This window comes from Claveliimonas bilis (genome assembly GCF_020892095.1).
GTDB lineage: Bacteria > Bacillota > Clostridia > Lachnospirales > Lachnospiraceae > Claveliimonas > Claveliimonas bilis.
On record NZ_AP024845.1, the window covers coordinates 740,432 to 760,396 of the forward strand.

The following is a 19,965-nucleotide window of genomic DNA, read 5'->3' on the forward strand; positions in this document are numbered from 1 at the left end:
ACCTTGATGTTTAGTATGGTTTCAGCCAGTAAAAAATATACATTGGGTATGCCTTTTAAATCTTCTCTCTCATTTCTTCCAGAATCCTTTTTTCCATTCTCGATACCTGGACCTGTGATATGCCGAGTATTTTTCCTACTTCTGTCTGGGTTTTATTTGCAAAATATCTCAAATAAATAAGCTGTCTTTCCTCCGGCCGGAGCTGTTCCAAAAGCTGGCTAAGCAGCATACGGTTTAAAACCGCTTCCTCTCTTTCCTCCTTTTCCTCCAGCTTATCCAAAAGCTGTATCTCGTGGCCGTCCTTCTGATAGATTGTCTTATGAAGCGACTCTATCTCTGCCCCCGCCTCAAGGGCAAGTACAAGTTCTTCTTTATCAACCTGCATCGTCTTTGCAATTTCTCCAAGGGACGGTTCATCCCCGTTTTCACCCTGCAGTTTTTCTCTGCAGCAATGAGCTTTGTAAGCCATCTCTTTGAGCGAGCGGCTTACTTTGATCATACCGTCATCCCGAAGAAATCGTTTGATTTCTCCGGAGATCATAGGAACCGCATAGGTGGAAAATTTCACATCATAGGACAGATCAAATTTGTCTATCGCTTTTAAAAGCCCGATACTTCCGATCTGAAACAGGTCTTCTGCTTCCGCCCCACGGTTATAAAATCGTTTTACCACACACCATATCAGCCCGGTGTTTTCCTCCACAATCTGTGCTTTTGCCTCTTCATCCCCTTGGTGAGATTTCTGAATCAAAGCGATTGTGTGGTCCATAATTCCCTTCCTTTGCCGATTTCCTTTTTCATTTTTACCGTTGTCCCTTTCCCGGGCGCTGATTCCACCTCCAGTTCATCCATAAAAGCCTCCATAAAAGAAAATCCCATTCCGGATCGTTCCAGATCCGGTTTTGTAGTAAACAGCGGCTCCATAGCCTTTTTCACATCAGTGATCCCCACTCCCTGATCCGAAATTTCAAGATAAATTGATTTTCCCTGTATCCACGCCTTAATATGTACTTTATTAAGCGTACTGTTATAGCCATGGATAATGGCATTTGTCACCGCTTCCGACACAGCCGTCTTGACATCAGACACCTCTTCCACTGTAGGGTTGAGCTGAGTCATAAATGCCGCCACTGTGACTCTTGCAAATGCTTCATTGGATGAATGACTGTCGAAACTCACTTCCATTTCATTGTATACTTCCCCGATATGTTCCATTTTATTTTTCCTCCTCATATAGCTGCATGATCTTCATTACTCCTGACATTGTCAGTATTTTCTTCATCCGCTCGCTGGTATGCACTGCCCATACCTCGCCACCCATCATGTATACTTTCTTATAGCGTCCCATAATTACCCCGATTCCGGAACTGTCCATAAAACTGGTGTCTGCAAAGTCAAAGATAATGTAGCGGATGTGTTCTCTGTCAATGAGATGATCCGCCTCCTTTTTAATCTCTTCTGCATTGTGATGATCCACATCGCTGGGCAGAAAAATCGTAAGACAATTTTCCTGTACCTGATACTTCATATCGTATTCCTCCTCAAAAATAGTCTATCTATGACAAAAGGATATGTAACTTTTATTACATATCCTTTTCTTTCGTATCACCACTGTTCTATTGTTCTTCCCCGGTATCTTCTGTCTGTCCCGATGTGTCAATGTCGGGGTAATTCTCTTCCACTTTCTGTTTCCAGGTATTGGCATTTTCCGTATCCCCGGAAGCTTCATAGGCCTGGGCCAGAAGCCACATTGCCTGTCCATCGTCATAGCCTTCGTTCATCTGCATGACTGTACTTAAATTTGTAATGGCATCCGCGTAATTAGCTACCTGGAAGTTTTCCTGCGCCGTACTGTACAGCACCTCACTGTAACGACTGTAAATGTCCCCTGTCATGGTATCAAACTGCTCCCGTCCCAGAGTTCCCAGAGAATCCGCATTCACTTTTAAAAGCTCTTCCACCATGGCAGAATCACTCATGTCCTGATTCAGATAATGATCGTACATACTAAGAACGATCTCATAACTGTCCAGTGTGGACTTGGCTGTCTGCTGGGCATTTTCTGTCTCCTCACTTGTAGCGCGGTAACTTTCCAGCTCTGTCTGCAGTGCGCTGATCTGCGCCTCCTGTTCTGCAATCTGATCGCTGAACTCCCGCACCTGTTTATTGGTCCTGTCTGCAGTAGAACGGTTCACTGCCGGCATGATCAAAAACCACATGACCGCAACCCCCACTACAATACCGATGATAATATTGATCACTGTCATCAGTCCGGCATTTTCTTTGACTCCGCTGGACGCCGGCTGAATGATCGTCTCATTGCCGATGTTGTATGTGACAGTCTGAGGTTTTTCTTCCTTCTTTTCTGCCTGCTTTATGGCCCTTTTACGGCGCAGCTCATTCATCTCATGCATATACCGCAGTGTGATGTCGTTTGTAGTATCCAGTTTATGTGCTGCCTTTAAAGTATGCTTTGCTTTTCCATACTGCTGTGTGTGTATATACAAAAGAGACAGCAGCTGATATGCCTTTAGAAAAGTCGGATGGGCATCCACTACTTTTTTCAGCTGAATAATTGCCAGATCTTCCCCATCCTGATAACAGTAATCCAGACTCTGATTAAATTTTCGTATTGCCTGATTTACCTTCTCCAGCTCTGTCGGATTCTCCTGTAATTTTTTTATATAATAATTGGCAATGTTTTCATGAGACTGGAAATTTTTGCTTAAGATCCATTCCACCAGAGCTTCTCCCACTTCGCCCCGGCCATAATAAACCAGTCCCAGCAAATTTCTTGCCGCAATGTTTTCACTATTATACTGAAGGCTCTTCTTCAGAGATCCTATCGCTCCCGACATATCTCTGATACGAGCCCGTTTAAGGCCATCATTATACCAGTAATTGGACTGATATACTAATTTCTTTGTATACTCCATATGATCCCCGTATTCTTCCTATTTGTTCGTCTGTTCAATCATTTCCCGAAGAATGTCTGTCATATCAGTAAGGTCTTCCTGATATACGGCATCTTCAATATCCTCTACTTCTACACTTGGCTGAAATTTCTTCAGCTCTTCTTCATAATTCAGCATTTTCATACCTCCTTTAAGCTGGCAGGTGTCAATTCATTTCCACTTCTTTTTCTTTTATCATCCGGCGTATCTCTCCGATCAGATACAATGACCCGACACAGAACAGCTTTCCGTTTCCCTTTTTAGCGGCAGCTGTAAGAAACGCCTTCTTCACATCCGGACATATACAGACTTCCCGGCTTGTATACCGATGAAAAACTTCTGCCAATTCCCGGGCAGAAACTTTTCTTCCATCTTCTATTTCTGTGATAATATACTGTTTTGCCGGAACTTCCCGGCAAAGGATCTCGATCATTGTCCCGTATTCTTTATCTGCCACAGCAGAAAACAAAATAACTGCTTCCGTTTCCTTCAAAGCTTTCAGCGTATCTGCAAAGACACGGATCGCCCCGGGATTATGGGCTCCGTCCAGAAAAATTCCCGGAAGGATTTCTTCCATTCTCCCTTCCCATGTAACAGACGCCACCGCTTTCTGCCACATTTCGTAATCCTTTTCCCTGTCATCCAGGACACATTCCATTGCCTCCAATGCAAGGGATACATTCATAGGCTGGTAAATTCCGCATCCGTTTATACTCCAAAGGACATCTTTATCATACGCACTGCTTCTTGAAAAAGCAATATGTTTCTTAGTGATTTCCCGGATTTCGTACGCATTTTTCGTAAGTTTTCTACACCTGGCATGAGCCTCAAGCGCACGCTTTATGATTACTTCTGACGCTTCCTCATCTGTGCCGTCGAAAATGATCGGAACTCCTTCTTTTATAATTCCCGCCTTCTCTTTTGCAATTTCCCTGACTGTATTTCCCAGATACTGGGTGTGATCCAGACTGATAGATGTAATGATGGTAAGAATCGGATGCTCCACTGCGTTGGTAGCATCCAGCCGTCCTCCAAGGCCGGTCTCCAGAATAATGTATTCCACATCAGCCTCTTCAAAAGCCAGCATCGCCATTCCAAAAAGAAATTCAAAATAGGAAGGATGGGCAATGCCATCTGCTGCCATCCCATCCACTGTCTTTTTCACCTTCTGAAATATCTCCAGAAATTTTTCGTTTCCTATCTGAATATTATTGATCCGGATCCTCTCATTTATCACGATCAAATGAGGAGAAGTAAAAAAGCCGGTCCTTTTTTTCATTGCGAGAAGAATCGCCTGCATATATGCGCATACGGACCCTTTTCCGTTTGTGCCGGCCACATGAATGACCTTCCGGTCTATACCGGGATTTCCCAGTCTTCTCAAAAATTCTCTTGTATGGGCAAGCTCATGCTTTTCCGTAAATTTAGGAATTTCCGCTATATATGCAGCTGCTTCTTCATATGTCATTTTCCTGTTCCCCTTCCTCCGGTCGCTTCTATCCATGAAACGCCTTTATCTGCACTTCCGGTGCCCGGTCTTTCGATCAGTTTGCCATCCTGGTATTCATATTCACAGGATGTGCGGAAAACAGTATTGCTGGATCCCACCTGGCTGACAGTAATGATATCTCCGTTTTCCAGCGTTGTCTCTGAAAGCTCTATTCTCGTGTTATTTAAAAATTTGCTCTGCTGCCGTTCCCCATTGACATATACTCTGCTGTTCTTTGTAAAATTCTGTCCGTACAGACTGTACCCTTCATCCAGCTTCGGTACAAGATCGGTAAGTTCCACATCTTTAACGCCCATCTGCATATGGCCTTCCGTGATAGGCGGATTGCCGTTATAGACATATTGCTCTCCGTACATAATATCATACTGAAGCAGCTCCAGGTCAGCGAGGTAATTTTTTGTCTGGCGGCGTTCCTGATGATAATTAAAAACTGTTCCTGAATGGATATCCAGTCTTTCCAGAACATCCGCTACGATCTGATAGGAAGGAATATTACGGTCTTCTTTTTCCAGACCGATATTATCCCAGATCACATAATTTGTATTGTACAGGTATCGGCTCTTCAGATCCTCTGCCTCCAGCCCCATAGTCGGAAGATGGTCACCATAAAAGACAACAACTGTCGGCTCCCCTCTCTCCTCAATTTTCTGAACCAGTTTGCCGGCAAAGGCATCCATCTCATATACCTGATTTACATAGTATTCCCATTTATTTTTTGTCGCCTCATCCTCGATCCCTTCTACTTTGATCTTCGGATTTTCAATTATTTGCTCTTCCGGATAATCTCCATGGCCCTGAACACTGACACCAAAAACAAAATCCTGCTGCTCTGTCGTGTCCATTGCTTCCAGAATATGATCGATCAGCACATCGTCTTTCGCCCAGCCGTTTTCTGTTGTCTGAAGGATATTCATAAACTCCTTGCTGGTGAAGGAATCGAATCCCATCTGATTATATACCTCTGCACGGCTGTAAAAATTACCTCCGTTATTGTGAAGTGCATGTGTGCCGTACCCAAGGGCAGAAAGGGCAGACGCCGCACTCTCTGTCGGCTGATATTTTACAATCGTCTTATAAGGATATTCTCCAGGTCCGAAATAACGCATATTCATTCCTGTCAGCACCTCAAATTCCGTGTTGGCTGTCCCTGCTCCCACGGATGGCACCTTGAAATATCCAGACGAATATTCTTTAAACATGGCGTGAAGATTCGGAGAGGCATCCTCCGATGTAGTGAAAAATTCCGCTTCATCTACATCAAAATAAGATTCCAGCTGGATAAAAATGATATTGGGAAGCTCTTCATCCGAGCGGCCTGTCTCACTTTTTGTAAGTTCTCCGTTATTGCTGATTTCCGCAATTGTCTCTTCACTGTATCCGTTAGGTTCGTCAATTCCGGTATTAAACAGACTCGCCATAAAACAGTAGGGAAGACCATAATCTTCATAGGCAAAAGCAATATTTCCAAAATAGTTGGATACAACCCGTTTATCAAGCGCCGCCTGCGAAACAAAAGTATAAAGTCCGAAACAAGCTGCAATACCTATAAGAGCTGCAATACGATGCATTTTGCCTTCATATTGTCCGCCCCGGCGCCACATGGAAACAACCCAGAGAACAACCGCCACAATACCTATGACAAGCACGATCAGCTCGATGGGGTCAAAATAATTATTGATAAGAGACACTGCATCTCCTGCTACTTTCAGATCCTGGGCGTTAAAGGGCGTTACCCTCTTGATCAGCATATAGCCGTTGGCGACTCCCAGCACAAGCCAGAGTACGCTGATGATGATTCTGGCAAAGACCCTTCTTCGCACCAGATAGACCACAGTGAAGGTCATAAAGATCATAAAGGCATTGTAAAGAAATACCAGCGGCGATCCCACCATATAATCCCAGGCCTCAAAGACAGAATGCCTTGAAATGGCCTCTATGATGAAATTGATCACACACGCCCAAAAGGCATGAAGCAACAATGAAATTCTGTTCATAAAAGCATAGATTGGCTGCATCTTCCGGGCAAAAGGGCCGTTCCGCCGCTCTTCCAGTATCCGCTCCCGGCGTTCTTTCTTCTTCCGGTGCCATTCCTTTATATCTTCCTTTTTTAAATGTCTCAATTTCGAAAAAGTGCCTTTGATATCCGGCTTTTTCAAATGAATTTTTTTCATTGTCATCCCTTGCCTTTTTTATAATATATCTGGTCCTTTTGTAAAACTGTTAGGACATTTTAGCCTTTAAACCTGTAAGTCTTTCCTGCACCTGCGCCATCATCTGCTCATATTTCTCCAGTTTGTCCCGCTCTTCCTGCACCTTTGCCTCCGGCGCTTTGCTGACAAATTTTTCATTATTCAGCATACCGTTGGAACGGGCAATCTCCTTTTTAAGGCGCTCTTCTTCTTTTGTAAGACGCTCCAGCTCCTGTTCAAAATCAATCATATCTTCAAGAGGAAGGTATGCTGTTGCATCCGGAATCACTACAGACATAGCGTCCTCTGCAATTCCGTCTTTGTCCTTCTGTACAATAAATTCACTTGCATTTGCCAGACGAAGCACTGCATCTTTTAAAAGTTCAAAGCCTTCCCGCAGCTTCTGATCTTCACTGACAACATAGATCTTGATCTTCCTTCCGGCCGGCACATTCATTTCCGCACGAACGTTACGCACACCGGTTGCCAGTCTCTTGAGATGTTCCACAATATTTTCTGCCTGCGGGAAATCCCAGTCTTCTCTGTATTCCGGCCATTTGGACATCATAAGAGATTCTTCTTCCGGAATCAGTTTGCTGTAAATTTCTTCTGTCACAAAAGGCATGAACGGATGCAGAAGCTTCAACGCATTTTTCAGCACCTCGCGAAGCACCCAGAGAGCAGCCCCTGCAGACTTCGGATTCTCCTTGGCATCGTACATTCTCTGTTTTACAAATTCAATGTACCAGTCACAAAATTCATCCCAGATAAAATCATAGACTTTCTGAAGTGCGATCCCAAGCTCGAATTTGTCCATATTCTCTGTCACGTCATGGATCAGCTTGTTGCATTTTGACATGATCCAGCAATCGGCCGGCATCAGACTTTCCTGATCTGGCTTTTGAATCTCTTTCCCTTCCATATTCATAAGAATGAATCTGGATGCATTCCATACTTTATTGGCAAAATTACGGCTTGCCTCTACTCTCTCATTGTAAAAACGCATGTCGTTTCCAGGCGCGTTTCCTGTTACCAGAGTCATACGGAGAGCATCAGCGCCATACTGATCGATAATTTCCAGCGGATCAATACCGTTTCCTAAAGATTTACTCATCTTACGTCCCTGGGAATCCCGTACCAAGCCATGAATAAATACAGTATGGAACGGAGATTTTCCGGTATGGGCATATCCGGAAAATACCATGCGGATCACCCAGAAGAAAATGATATCATATCCGGTTACCAGCACATCTGTAGGATAGAAATAATCAAGATCCTCGTTCTTTTCGGGCCACCCCAGTGTAGAGAAGGGCCACAGCGCAGAGCTGAACCAGGTATCCAGTGTATCCTCATCCTGAGTAAAGTGAGTGCATCCGCACTTCGGACATTTATCCGGCATTCCTCTTGATACGACTACTTCGCCGCACTCGTCGCAGTAGTACGCCGGAATCCTGTGTCCCCACCAGATCTGCCGGGAAATACACCAGTCGCGGATATTCTCCAGCCAGTGAAGATAAATCTTGTCAAATCGCTCCGGCACAAATTTCAGATCTCCGTTTTTTACTGCCTCAATGGCCGGTTTTGCAAGTTCATCCATCTTAACAAACCACTGCTGCTTGATAAGCGGCTCTACCGTTGTATGACAGCGGTCATGAGTTCCGACATTGTGAGAATGAGGCTCTACTTTTACAAGATATCCCTGCTCCTCCAGGTCTTTCACCATAGCCTTTCTTGCTTCATACCGATCCATTCCGGCATATTTTCCGCCGTACTGCTCATTGATGGTGGCGTCATCATTCATAATGTTGATCTCCGGCAGATTATGGCGCTTTCCAACTTCAAAGTCGTTAGGGTCATGGGCCGGCGTGATCTTCACTGCACCTGTACCGAACTCCCGGTCTACATAGGAATCCGCAACAATCGGGATTTCCCGGTCTGTCAGCGGCAGGAGACATTTCTTTCCTACAATATCTTTGTAACGGTCGTCATCCGGATGTACAGCGATAGCTGTATCTCCCAACATTGTCTCCGGACGTGTGGTTGCAATTTCCAGATAATCATCTGTGCCGATGATCGGATATTTGATATGCCAGAAATGTCCGTCCTGTTCCTCATGCTCTACTTCCGCATCAGAAAGAGAAGTTTTACATACCGGACACCAGTTAATGATCCTGGATCCTTTATAGATATAGCCTTTCTCATACAGGCTGATAAATACTTCCTCTACTGCTTTGGAACATCCTTCATCCATGGTAAAACGCTCTCTGTCCCAGTCGCAGGATACGCCCAGTTTCTTCAACTGCCCTTCGATCGTTCCTGCATATTCTTCTTTCCACTGCCAGGTTCTCTCCAGGAATTTTTCTCTTCCCAGCTCTTTTTTGTCAATTCCCTCTTCCTTCAGCTGATTCGTAACCTTCACCTCGGTAGAAATTGCTGCATGGTCCGTTCCCGGGATCCAGAGGGTATTATATCCCTGCATTCTCTTATAGCGGATCAGGATATCCTGCAGTGTATTGTCCAGCGCGTGCCCCATATGAAGCTTTCCGGTTATATTCGGAGGGGGCATTACGGTTGTAAACGGTTTTCTGCTTCTGTCTACTTCTGCATGAAAATATTTGTTCTCACACCATTTGTCATAAAGTTTTGGTTCAATCTCTTTTGGATTGTAGGTTTTTTCCAGATTCTGGCTCATGTGTTTCCTCCTCATAATGTGGTCTGTGCAAATTTCAGATACTACAGACTGTCTGTTTCAGTTCCATGAGAGGCCGGCTTACTTAGCCTGTGTCTTACAATCAGAGTTTCCTATTGAATAAAAAATCACCCCTCACTTACAGCAAAGGGCGAATCATTCTCCGCGGTACCACCTTCATTTATTATACAGAAAACTTTATGCTTCTGCATTTCTCATCATGTTCTTTAACGGGAACGACTTCGTGACAGCTTACTTCTCTCATATAATCTGATCTCCTATCGGTTCAGCTGTCCGGCTCCAAAGCTACCTTCCACAGTTCCTCTTCCAAACTGTCTTTCAGCCTGAGGACAGTTCTCTCTTTTCGGACGGCTTCTCCTGTGTACTCCTCTTCTTCACAGCCTTTCTCTTCATAAGCTATTGATAATCATAGCCAGCCAGGCCTTTTTTGTCAAGATATTCACCGAATTTTCACAAACTCTTAAGAACTTCAGAAAGAAGCAGTTCTCTTTATCTGTTTTTATCGAAATAATTTCTGATAAATATGCAAATCCTCATCTTTAAACACGTTAAATATTACTCTTTTCATACCAGAGCCGGATAAATATTTATCAACTGTCTCTACTGCGATCTGCGCCGCCAATTTATTTGGAAAATGGAACTCTCCGGTAGAAATACAGCAAAACGCGATCGAATCAAGATGATTTTTTTCGGCAGTCCGAAGGCAGCTAAGATAGCAGGATTTCAGCTCTTCTTCCTGCTGTTTTGTCACTTTCACCCCAACGATCGGTCCTACCGTATGGATCACATGCTTTGCCGGAAGATTGTATCCCAAAGTGATCTTCGCTTTTCCGGTGGGCTCATCGTGTCCCTGCTCTTCCATCAGCCTGGCGCATTCATTTCTAAGCTGAATACCTGCTGCCGAGTGAATAGCATTGTCAATACAGCCATGGCAGGGCACAAAACATCCCAGCAGCTGTGAGTTTGCCGCATTGACTATGGCGTCCGCCGCAAGCCTTGTAATATCTCCCTGCCAAAGGGAAATACGGTCCCCGTTTTTTACGCTGCTGCAGGGGTATAGCTTTGCAATAACAGGAATCTCTTCTATATAAATAATCCCCTTTTCCTGAAGCTCCTCCTGAAGCAGTTCATCCTGGATCTTCAGAACTTCTTCATCCGCTTCCTTCGGCCACCGGACATTCATCAGACTTCTTAGCAGCCTTCGTTTTCCCCTCTCATCTACGGGTTCACCGACTGCATGATATCCTGGATTTTCTTTGATGAGCTGTTGGATGAGCCATGATACTTTTTCTGAATGTGTCATTCTTCTTCCTGTCCTTTCTTTTCCTACTACATAAAATCAAACAATGACAGCTGATTGTCGCGGCTGGATCTTATTTCCCGGTCCGTGATCGTTTCATCTCCCCGGAGATTCCCTATTAAAATGGGAGATTCCGGATCATGTTCCTTCTTTTTATTTTTCGCACTGAAAAGACTGGCCGTCGCATAACAGTATCTGCATCCATGGACGCAGGTATCATACATGCCTATATCAATACTTTCACAACATCCGCACTCCGGCCGCTGACCCTTGTCCTTCTTTAAGTCCAGCTTATATCCTGCAACTTCCTCCGCTTTCTTCCGGTCAATGCAGGCGGCATGCCTGATTCCTAGTGATTCCAGATTCATCTTTTCAGCACAGGTATATAATGGCAGATTGTATTTCGCCGCTATTTTTGCAAGTCCCTGCGCCACTTCTATTTTCTCTTCCTCCTCCATTTCCTGAAAAGGACATCCCTTATATGAATCCACAAAACTGAAAATACAGCGCGTAGTATATTTGTGAAGCCATTCACAGAGCATATCAAACTTTTCAATATGATAGGATAGCGAATATTTCTCTGTCAGGAGAATAGGATCAAAGCGGAAATCCACGCGCTTTTTCCCCAGCCTTTCACTTAACAGAATAAAGGTGGCAATGGAGTCCTCTGTCGTCGGCAGTCCCGGTTCAATCTCTTTTTCATAATCCGTCACTGTCATTTCAAAGTAATAGGAATATCCCAGCTGATCGATCATCCGCAGATACGGCAGCATAGGTTCCGGATTTTTGGTCCAGAACACAAAACAGTCCACTGTCTGCGGAGACAGACGGATACGGCTTACTTTTTTTCTGTTATAAGGACTTGGCACCAGAATTTCTTCCGCCAGCAAACGGTTCATAAACCACTGCGGATACAGCGCCGGAATATCTGTCCTTCTGCTTGCACTGATAATCATATGTCCTCTCACTTTCTGCCGATAAAAGTAAACAAACCACTAAAAAGTACATAATTTATATAAATTATATCACATCCCTTTTCCCCCGACCAACAAAAGTTTGCATATCCTTTTTTCCTGCGCTATGATAGGTTTAGTAAAGAAAGAGAGGAGACTGTATGAAAAAATTACTTCTTGTATCCCTGTTTCAAAACGTCACTCATATTCTAAAAAAGGCAGAGCCAAAGCTAAAGGGAAAGACCATTGCCTATATCCCCACCGCCGCTCTTGTCGAAAACAGCGGCGATATGATCCAGGCTGAAATGCTTACTTTGTCCAATATGGGGCTGATCCCTGTCAAGCTGGAAATTTCTTCTGCTCCCTATGAAGTGATCGACCGCACTCTGTCTGAAAGTGACTTTCTGTTTGTCTCCGGCGGAAATACCTTCTTCCTTTTGCAGGAAATGAAAAGGACCGGAACAGACAAACTCCTGATCCGTGAAGTGGAAAAGGGAAAGCTGTATATCGGAGAGTCCGCCGGCGCTATTATCACCTCGCCGGATATCGGCTATTCCGCCGCCATGGATGCACCTGAATCAGCTCCCCGGTTAACGGATCATTCCGGCCTTGACCTTGTTCCTTTCTATGTGGTTCCCCACTACAAAGGTTCCTTTCTTGGAAAGGAAGCACAGAACATCGAAGAAGAGTTCTCTCACTCTTTAAACTTAAAACTTCTCACTGACCATCAGGCTTTGCTGATAGAAGGTGAGCGTGAAACACTCTTCTGATTTCTGCCTGGTATTCTTAATGAACTTAACTGATCTGCTGCGGAAGCTTTGCCTGCATTTCTTCTCCCGGGCGAAGCTCTCCGCCTTTTATCACTTCTGCAAACACTCCCTGGGTAGGCATGATACATTCACCCATTCTCTGATAAATAGCGCAATGGGAATGGCATTCCTTTCCAATCTGAGTGATCTTCAATTCCACCGGGCCACAGTAGAGCATAGTTCCTACCGGAAGCGCCGCAAAATCCAGCCCTTCTACTACAAGATTTTCTCCAAAAGCTCCGTCCTCTACTCCCGCTCCTCTTTGATTAAACTCTTTTACCCGGTCATAGGACAAAAGGCTCACCTGGCGGTGCCACTTTCCTGCATGGGCATCCCCTTCTATTCCAAAATCTTTTATAAAGCGGGCAGATGAGACTGCCTTTTTTTCCACGCCGCGTACCGTACTGATACAGATTGCCTTTACTGTTCCCTTCAATTGTTCCATTGTCTGTTATCCTCCTATTGATGACATGGGATTTTCTTCTGTCATATCTGACGGTTTCTCAAAGCAATGAGCACACGCCTTTTCCCACACCGCATTTCTGATTGCTTCTTCTATGTTTTCTTCCCTGCACGCCGCCTCATCCAAAGAGCGCAGAATATGTTTCAGATCTATTCCGTCTTCATAGCAAAGACAGGTTTTCAAATATCCCTGTGCCGTCAGCCTCACCCTGTTGCAATCCTGGCAAAACTTCCCGTGAATGGCACTGATAAATCCGATATCTCCAAGAAATCCGGGAATATGATAATATCTGGCCGGGCCGCATCCGTGAACCCTGGGGCTTTCCTCCATATCGGGATACCGTTTCTTCATCTGCTCCAGCAGCTCCTTATGACTCATGGACTGGATACTCTTTCCAAGGCCGATGGGCATCATTTCTATGAAACGTACATCCACCGGCATCTCTTTTGCAAGCTTTGTCATCCCGATCCATCCGGCGCTCTGATCCGGTTTTGGAAATCCGCCTTCTTCCGCCATTTTCTCCCAATCCAAAGAAACTGCATTTATCTTAACTTTCACCCCGATATGCAGCGCTTTCTCCACCGCCTGAAGCACCGTTTTTATCTCTCCGCCTCCGGTGATCATGCGAAAAAGCTCTCTGTCCCTTGTGTCCATGCTGATATTGATTCCGTCCACTCCGGCTTCTTTCAAAGCCTCCAGATGTTCGGCAAGAAGGATCCCGTTTGTTGTCAGCGTCACAGTCTCAATACCGGGAACTTCCTTAAGACGTCTGATAAGTCCGGCACAGCCTTTTCTTACGAGGGGTTCGCCGCCTGTCACTTTAATGTGCCGGATTCCCAGCCTGGCCGCACACTGAACAACCATTATAATTTCTTCATAAGTGAGGATTTCAGCCATGGAAACCGTCTTAATTCCTTCCGGCATACAGTACCGGCAGCGCAGATTGCATCTGTCCGTAATAGATATCCTCAAATAATTGATCTCTCTGCCATATTGATCCTGCATATTTCATCCTCCCTTCCTCTGAAAATTTGTCATCCTGCCTAACGACATTCTATCACATAATTTTCATTTTTCCATAATCCCGGCACATTTTTCTTTCCTCCCTTGCAGAAAGAAAACAAAGCCTATATAATAGCAGCGTCAGTGTACACCGGTACCGTTTTTATTGATAAGGAGATTTGATCCATGATTTTAAGAGAATATCAGCCTTCTGATTTAAAAGAAATTTTAGAATTGTTTTATCATACCGTTCACTCTGTAAATGCCAAAGACTATACTCCGCAGCAGCTGGATGCCTGGACAGGCGGCACTGCTTCTTTCGAAGCCTGGAATACTTCTCTTTTGGAGCATAAAACATTTGTGGCTGCTGAAGGCGGTATCATTATCGGATTCGGAGACATAGATAAAAAGGGGTACCTGGACAGACTGTATATCCACAAAGATTTCCAGCGCCGTGGCATTGCCTCCACTATCTGTGATGCTCTGGAATCTGCCGTCCAGGTACCCCTTATTACAACCCACGCTTCCATCACCGCCCGTCCTTTTTTTGAAAAACGCGGTTACCGCGTGGTAAAGGAGCAGACGGTGATGCGCATGGGCGTTTCACTTACAAATTATCTTATGGAGAAAGACTGTAAACTCATCAGCAAAATGTCGGATTCAGCGCCTGTGTGATCTCGACATATTTTCTGTAAGTTTCTTCATATATTTCCGCATTTTCCAGATTTGGAACATAAATTTTTTCAATCTCAACAAACTGCTCCACCGCACTTTCTATGGATGGCCATATTCCATTCGCCACCCCGGCAAGTATTGCACAGCCCATACACGGAGTGCTTGCGCTGTTCTTTATAACCTTAACCGGGATTCCCAGTATATCTGCCTTTATCTGGCACCAGGCTTCTGATTTGGATCCGCCTCCCAGAGAACGTATCTCATCCATGGTCGCCCCAAGTGCCTTTTCACATTCAAGCATTCTTTTCAGTGCAATTGCAAGCCCTTCCATGATTGCTCTGATGAAATGTCCCCTTGTATGTCCTGCATTAATTCCATAATATACGCCGCTTGCTTTCTCATTCAGTTCCGGAATCCCGGATCCCTGGAAATAGGGAAGCATGATCAGCCCTTCCGCTCCGGGCGGAGTTGCCTTTACCAGTGCATCCATTTGTGTATACGCATTCAGTCCTGTTTCTTTTTCAATCTTTTTCTCCGTTTCACAAAACGCGTCCCTGAACCACTTTGTAATCATAGCTCCTGTGCAGTAAGGCTGATACATGTATTTGCCCGGAATGCCGCTGCACAGAGTCGGCACATCCCCTTTTGAATCGGCGCTCAGCTCATCAATGGTGGCAACTGTCACAAGAGCCGATCCCGTGCTTTCCGAAGCGATTCCAGGCCTGATATTTCCTGCTCCGATCGCCCCGCATCCCTGATCGAATGCGCCTACATTGATCATCGTATCCCGATCCAGTCCATATTCTTCCGCCGCTTCCTTTGTAATTTTTCCAATTTCTTTTCCGGGTTCCACGATTTCCGGAAGATATTCTTTTTTTATCCCGACGAAATCCAGCATCTCCTGCCAGTAGCATCTGTTTGTGATATCGAAAAAGCCATGGTCGCTTGCCACAGAATGTTCCGTTATAAATTTCCCTGAAAGGACATAGACAAAATAATCTTTGATCTGCAAAAACATTCTGGTATCTGAGAACACTTCCGGTGATTTGTTTTTTACTGCCAGTATCTTGCTGACGGGATGGATCGCATAAATATTATCAAACCCAACTTTACTGATAATATCCTCTTTACTAAAATGTTCTGACAAATACTCTGCTTCTTCTGTTCCCCTGGTATCCATCCAGGCGATCACTTTGCATAGAGGCTGATAATCTCCGTCTAAAAAGACACATGTCTCTGCCGTCGAAGAAAAACCGACGCATTTAATCTCTTTTTTGTCTGCCTTTGATTTACGGACAGCGCCTTTTATCGCTTCTGCAAATGCATCTTTATACAACTGAAGATCAGCTTCTACCTCCCCGGAAGACAGCGTAGTAAGTGCGTATTCGGAAGTTTCTTCCCCATATACTTTACCATCCTCCCCTATCACTGCCGCTTTGATCGCGGTTGTACCTATGTCAATTCCCAGTATATATTTCATGTGCTTCTTCTGCTCCTTTCATACGCATATTCTTAATAGTTATTCATTTTGACCGACCCGCAGTTTTTTCAAAAGCGCTGCGAAAACACCTTATGTCCTCACAGCGCTCTGATCGTTCCATGTTACTGGTTTACATTCTCCTGTTTTATTGCTTCCTTATTAATCTCCATCCAAACATCTGCATTTTTAATCCCCAGTTTCTGTGGATTAAATATGGGTCTGTCTACACCTGCTTTTCTCTGTCTGCTGTAATCATCATGTACTTTTTTAATCGTAGGTGACATGATAAGGAGCATGATCACATTAAACCATACCATCAGCCCCACTCCAAGTTCCCCGGAAGAAAAGCTTGTAGAAGAAGACTGGATCGCAAAGTAGAAGAAGATCAGAGGCATTACAATACGCAGTACCCATATCGCACTACGGCGTATTTTCTGGGATTTATTATATAAAAGATATGCAATTGCTGTTTCACCCTGATAATAATAATTTAACAATGTCGTAAAGGCAAAGAAGAACAGAAAGATTGCGAGAATTACTGCTCCAATTCCGCCGGGGAACAGACTGTTCAGTCCTTCCTGTGCCCAGGCAATTCCCGGTTCAACACTCTGTGATGCAATAGCCTGTGATCCTTCGCTTACATGAATAAGATTTCCTGCACTGTCCTGTACATTAAAGCAGTCCGTCAAAATGATAATAAGTGCACTGCACAGACAGACAAACAGGTCAATGTAGACAGAGAACGAATTGACAAGTCCCTGTACTCCCGGATGCGGGCACTCTGTAGCAGACGCCGCCGGTACAGCTTCTCCCATTCCGGCTCCGGAGGAGTTTACAGATCTTTTCACTCCCCACAGTACTGCTGATCCAAGGATTCCTCCAAATACTGCATCCTGGCCAAATGCACTCCGCAGGATCAAAGAAATAGTAGACGGAACCGCATCAATGTTCATAATAATAACTACGATTGTAAGAACTGCAAAACCAATTGTCATAAACGGGACCATCAGTTCCGCTGTTTTTGCAATCCGCCGAATACCGCCCGAAATGATAACAAACAGAAGTACGGCCGCAATAGCTCCGGTGATATACTGTGAAATCCCCAGGCTGGTCTTAAATCCGCTGGTAATAGAAAAAGCATGAGGGGCTACCGTCAGGATCGGCACGCAGATCAGGGTCAGAACCGCATAAATGACAGCCGGAACTCTCCATCCCAATCCTCTTTGTACATAATAATATGCACCTCCCCGATATTCTCCATCCTGCTTGATCTTATAAACCTGACCCAGTGAACACTCCGCATAAGAGATCGCTGTTCCGAGCAAAGAGGTGACCATCATCCAAAAAACCGCTCCCGGTCCTCCGCTGAAGATTCCTACCGCAACTCCCGCTACGTTGGCCGTTCCGACACGATATCCGATAACGGTACAGAAAGTAGCAAAAGGAGAAATACCTGCATCGGAGTCCTGTGCCGTGAAAAGGAGGTGTATCTGATGTTTCATATTACGCACCTGGACTCCTTTCAGAATCACAGTAAAAAATATCGAAGATCCTAAGATCAGAAAAATGATGGGGTTCGCCCAAACAAGATTGTTTAAATTTACGATAAATTCATTCATCCCTTTTCCTCCTTTTCTCTACCAGTCATGCTCAAACATTTCTTCCTGTGCTTCAATATCCAGTGAAGTATAAGCCGTAAGCTTAACTGGGCGTACCGGCCCCCTCTTGGTTGCCTGCGGCACCTTGGCCGGGGAAACACCCAGCTCCTGAGCAATAATACGTTCGATCGTCTTGGAACAGTTTCTGCCCTGGCAAAGTCCCATTCCTGTCCGCAGAAGTCGCTTGACTTCATTTACGCTGGTAGCTCCGGCCCTGACTGCCCGGATCACTTCCTCCTTGGTGATCTCTTCGCACCGGCATACATACATGTTATTGTCATCTGATTCCGGGAAATTGTCCGCCTCAATATCAGGCGTTTCTTTGGCAATCCTTTTTCCATCTGTAGAGATGTTTCGCACCTCCATGCCATATCCTTTTGGAACCTTAATCTCTATCACTGCCGTCCGGTCGTTTGCCTTTGTCCATACTACTCGTACTACTGTCGCTTTTACTAAAAAGCGTCCGTCCCGGCTTAGCCCGTATACTTCCTGATCCCTCTCGGGGAGCGGATAATATTCGTAAGGAATTGTAACCAGATCATAATCTTCCTTCGACTGATCCACCAGAAAGCATGCCTGCCCCGGACACCTGGCCACACAAAGTCCGCATCCAATACATTTTTCCGGATCCACTACCGGAAGATTGGTGATCGGCTCCCCCACTGTAATCGCCTGATGGGGACAGGCCGCCTCACAGGGATTGCAGGGGATATTCTGTTCACACTCTACTACAACACATTTTTTCTTTGCAAGGACTTCCTCTCCCGGATAACCAGGAATATTCTTAACTTCTTCCAAATCCAAATATCCATTCTTAGCAAGCACCGCAGTTCACCTTCCATTCTTCCATCTGTTCAATGATCTTTTCTTTTGCATCATGGCGTCCCGCTCCAAAGGGTCCCGTCCTGAGCTGATCCAGAGAATTCCATACCTGCTCTTTTGCCTTTTGGGCCGTCTGTGCATCAATCTTTCCAAGCGCCTCTGCCGCCGCGATTCCTGCCAGTTTTCCTTCCTCAATCGCCGAAGATGCTTCTTCAACACCTGCTGAATCTCCCGCAACATAGATTCCTTCTCTGGTCGTTTCCATATTCCGGTCATGCATAGGTACCTGTGAGCCAAGCCTTCCTCCATTTACAAATGTCACATCCGCCATCGCCGGAAGTGCAATATCCGGAGTCAGTCCCACAGCGATTCCTATGGTATCACATGCAATATATTGTTCCGTTCCCTTTATCGGCTGGAATTTTTCATCTACCTTGGCAATTACGGCGCCCTTCACTCCTGACATATCTTCATTGGGGACTGCTTCCAAAACAGTATGCCCTGTATATACAGGAACTCCGGCTCTTCGGACTTTTGCCGAATGAACGCCGTAACCTCCCACCTGTGGTGCAGCTTCAACAATCCCGGCCACATCTATCCCTGCCTGAAGGAGCTGGTAAGTAACGATCAATCCTACATTTCCCGAACCGATCATCAGCACCCTCTCTCCTACTGGTACCCGGTGGACATTGATCATTGTCTGTATTGCCCCGGCTCCTACTACTCCCGGAAGAGTCCATCCAGGAAAGGCCAGAGGATTTTCACTGGCTCCCGTAGCCATAATCACCTTTTGGGGATGCACGATCAGCCCCTCCTCACTGTTTACCGCAAGGGCAACTCCTTCATCGTTCGGGTAAATCCCATAGGCTACTGTGTTCAGCATAACCTCTACCCCAAGCATTTCTACTTCTTCCAGCAGTTCCGTTCCGATATCAATCCCCCGGACGCCCGCTTTATGCCGTCTTGATCCGAAAAACTTATGAATCTGCTTAAACAGCTGACCGCCCGGTTTGTCATTTTCATCTACTACAAGCACATCCGCTCCGTATTTCGCCGCTTCGATCGCCGCTGAAAGACCGGCAGGTCCTGCTCCTATCACCAAAATCTCAACTTCTTTTCCCATTATGACTCCTCCCACTTTCCAAGTCCATCCTGTGTTTCTACAACCATCCCTTCTTCTACCGGAGTAATACAGGTACGGACGTTGGGATCTCCATTTACCGTCATCACACAATTCGTACAGCGGCCAATTCCACAGAAGTATCCTCTGGGTTCATGATGCTTTGGACTGATATTGGCCACTTTGATCCCATTTGCCAGAAGAGCGGAAAGGATTGGTTCACCCTCTACAGCCTGGATCTTCTTCCCATCAACAGTAATGGTAACTTCTTTTTTCTCTCCAAGCTCTCCAAGGATCATATGATTTTCTATTCTGGACAT

The 19,965-nt window shown here is 45.2% G+C and carries 19 protein-coding genes and 1 other annotated feature; of the genes, 2 read left to right on the top strand and 17 right to left on the bottom strand.

Features of this window, described 5'->3' with window-relative positions:
- Positions 1-55: 55 nt before the first annotated feature.
- From sigF to EUBC25_RS03735, 10 genes are all read right to left on the bottom strand, one after another.
- Positions 56-769 carry an RNA polymerase sporulation sigma factor SigF gene (gene sigF, locus EUBC25_RS03690; RefSeq protein ID WP_230106870.1) on the bottom strand — a complete coding sequence of 238 codons (714 nt, stop codon included), beginning with the start codon at positions 767-769 and terminating at the stop codon, positions 56-58.
- On the bottom strand, positions 748-1,215 hold the full coding sequence (gene spoIIAB, locus EUBC25_RS03695) for an anti-sigma F factor (protein WP_230106871.1): 468 nt from the start codon (positions 1,213-1,215) through the stop codon (positions 748-750). The genes sigF and spoIIAB overlap by 22 nt, the downstream gene beginning before the upstream one ends.
- 1 nt (position 1,216) lies before the next feature.
- Positions 1,217-1,528 carry an STAS domain-containing protein gene (locus EUBC25_RS03700; protein WP_230106872.1) on the bottom strand — a complete coding sequence of 104 codons (312 nt, stop codon included), beginning with the start codon at positions 1,526-1,528 and terminating at the stop codon, positions 1,217-1,219.
- Between the two features lie 88 nt (positions 1,529-1,616).
- Positions 1,617-2,936: a tetratricopeptide repeat protein gene (locus EUBC25_RS03705; protein ID WP_230106873.1), complete on the bottom strand. Its 1,320-nt coding sequence runs from the start codon at positions 2,934-2,936 to the stop codon at positions 1,617-1,619.
- 18 nt (positions 2,937-2,954) lie between these two features.
- The gene (locus EUBC25_RS03710; protein ID WP_230106874.1) at positions 2,955-3,092 is read right to left on the bottom strand and encodes a hypothetical protein; all 138 of its coding nucleotides are present in this window, start codon (positions 3,090-3,092) and stop codon (positions 2,955-2,957) included.
- Between the two features lie 28 nt (positions 3,093-3,120).
- On the bottom strand, positions 3,121-4,422 hold the full coding sequence (locus EUBC25_RS03715; RefSeq protein WP_230106875.1) for a bifunctional folylpolyglutamate synthase/dihydrofolate synthase: 1,302 nt from the start codon (positions 4,420-4,422) through the stop codon (positions 3,121-3,123).
- Positions 4,419-6,635, bottom strand: coding sequence for an LTA synthase family protein (locus tag EUBC25_RS03720; RefSeq protein WP_230107543.1), 2,217 nt, complete (start codon positions 6,633-6,635; stop codon positions 4,419-4,421). Before EUBC25_RS03720 ends, EUBC25_RS03715 begins: the two co-directional genes overlap by 4 nt.
- Positions 6,636-6,684: 49 nt before the next feature.
- Positions 6,685-9,345 carry a valine--tRNA ligase gene (locus EUBC25_RS03725; RefSeq protein ID WP_230106876.1) on the bottom strand — a complete coding sequence of 887 codons (2,661 nt, stop codon included), beginning with the start codon at positions 9,343-9,345 and terminating at the stop codon, positions 6,685-6,687.
- A gap of 141 nt (positions 9,346-9,486) precedes the next feature.
- Positions 9,487-9,750: a binding site (T-box leader), on the bottom strand.
- A 112-nt stretch (positions 9,751-9,862) separates the two neighbouring features.
- Positions 9,863-10,666 (bottom strand): protein-ADP-ribose hydrolase, encoded by an 804-nt coding sequence (locus tag EUBC25_RS03730; protein ID WP_230106877.1) that lies wholly within the window; start codon positions 10,664-10,666, stop codon positions 9,863-9,865.
- 26 nt (positions 10,667-10,692) lie between these two features.
- On the bottom strand, positions 10,693-11,619 hold the full coding sequence (locus EUBC25_RS03735; RefSeq protein ID WP_230106878.1) for a DUF1848 domain-containing protein: 927 nt from the start codon (positions 11,617-11,619) through the stop codon (positions 10,693-10,695).
- Between the two features lie 158 nt (positions 11,620-11,777).
- On the opposite strand from EUBC25_RS03735, the gene EUBC25_RS03740 reads away from it, so the two are divergent.
- Positions 11,778-12,386, top strand: a complete 609-nt coding sequence (locus EUBC25_RS03740) for a Type 1 glutamine amidotransferase-like domain-containing protein (RefSeq protein ID WP_230106879.1) — start codon at positions 11,778-11,780, stop codon at positions 12,384-12,386.
- Between the two features lie 25 nt (positions 12,387-12,411).
- Here EUBC25_RS03740 and EUBC25_RS03745 read toward each other — a convergent pair whose 3' ends face one another.
- Positions 12,412-12,870, bottom strand: a complete 459-nt coding sequence (locus EUBC25_RS03745) for an MOSC domain-containing protein (protein WP_230106880.1) — start codon at positions 12,868-12,870, stop codon at positions 12,412-12,414.
- A gap of 6 nt (positions 12,871-12,876) precedes the next feature.
- Positions 12,877-13,893, bottom strand: a complete 1,017-nt coding sequence (moaA, locus tag EUBC25_RS03750; protein ID WP_230106881.1) for a GTP 3',8-cyclase MoaA — start codon at positions 13,891-13,893, stop codon at positions 12,877-12,879.
- A gap of 183 nt (positions 13,894-14,076) precedes the next feature.
- On the opposite strand from moaA, the gene EUBC25_RS03755 reads away from it, so the two are divergent.
- A complete protein-coding gene (locus EUBC25_RS03755) occupies positions 14,077-14,565 on the top strand; it encodes a GNAT family N-acetyltransferase (RefSeq protein ID WP_230106882.1) in 489 nt (162 codons plus the stop codon).
- Here the strand turns inward: EUBC25_RS03755 and EUBC25_RS03760 are convergent.
- From EUBC25_RS03760 to EUBC25_RS03780, 5 genes are all read right to left on the bottom strand, one after another.
- Positions 14,534-16,045, bottom strand: coding sequence for a xylulokinase (locus EUBC25_RS03760; RefSeq protein WP_230106883.1), 1,512 nt, complete (start codon positions 16,043-16,045; stop codon positions 14,534-14,536). The two genes, EUBC25_RS03755 and EUBC25_RS03760, sit on opposite strands and share 32 nt — an antisense overlap.
- Positions 16,046-16,167: 122 nt before the next feature.
- Positions 16,168-17,664 (bottom strand): alanine/glycine:cation symporter family protein, encoded by a 1,497-nt coding sequence (locus EUBC25_RS03765; RefSeq protein ID WP_230106884.1) that lies wholly within the window; start codon positions 17,662-17,664, stop codon positions 16,168-16,170.
- 18 nt (positions 17,665-17,682) lie between these two features.
- Positions 17,683-18,528 (bottom strand): (2Fe-2S)-binding protein, encoded by an 846-nt coding sequence (locus tag EUBC25_RS03770; protein ID WP_230106885.1) that lies wholly within the window; start codon positions 18,526-18,528, stop codon positions 17,683-17,685.
- Complete coding sequence (locus tag EUBC25_RS03775) at positions 18,518-19,648, bottom strand: NAD(P)/FAD-dependent oxidoreductase (RefSeq protein WP_230106886.1); 1,131 nt, start codon at positions 19,646-19,648, stop codon at positions 18,518-18,520. The genes EUBC25_RS03770 and EUBC25_RS03775 overlap by 11 nt, the downstream gene beginning before the upstream one ends.
- Positions 19,648-19,965, bottom strand: coding sequence for a (2Fe-2S)-binding protein (locus EUBC25_RS03780; protein ID WP_230106887.1), 318 nt, complete (start codon positions 19,963-19,965; stop codon positions 19,648-19,650). The genes EUBC25_RS03775 and EUBC25_RS03780 overlap by 1 nt, the downstream gene beginning before the upstream one ends.